The organism is Mesorhizobium sp. WSM4807 (genome assembly GCF_055811615.1).
The window spans coordinates 1-322 of the sequence record NZ_JBVVQY010000125.1 but is presented as its reverse complement, the minus strand read 5'-3'; the positions used below and the strand labels follow the sequence as shown (position 1 = coordinate 322).

Annotated in this window: 1 protein-coding gene; it reads left to right on the top strand. The window is 60.6% G+C overall.

The genetic code is table 11. The features are described from left to right. Positions 1-322: transposase (locus tag AC0L3N_RS33970; RefSeq protein WP_473552072.1), on the top strand; the 322-nt coding region annotated here is incomplete at both ends.

The following is a 322-nucleotide window of genomic DNA, read 5'->3' as shown; positions in this document are numbered from 1 at the left end:
ACGACTGCCTGATGGAGCTCAGATGGTTCTATGACCGGCGCGACCTGGCCGAGGTCAAGCGCGACCTGGCGCAGTGGATCGCCAAATGGCAGGCCAAATACCCGAAGCTGGTGGATTGGGTGGAGAACAACATCGAGGAGACGCTGAGCTTCTATCGGCTGCCGCTGCCGCATCACAAGCACATGAAGTCGACGAACATGCTGGAGCGGCTGAACCAGGAGATCAAGCGGCGCACCCTGGTCGTTCGCATCTTCCCCAACCCGCAGAGCTGTTTGCGGCTGGTTCGGGCATTGGCGGTGGAGATCCACGAGAACTGGCTCGA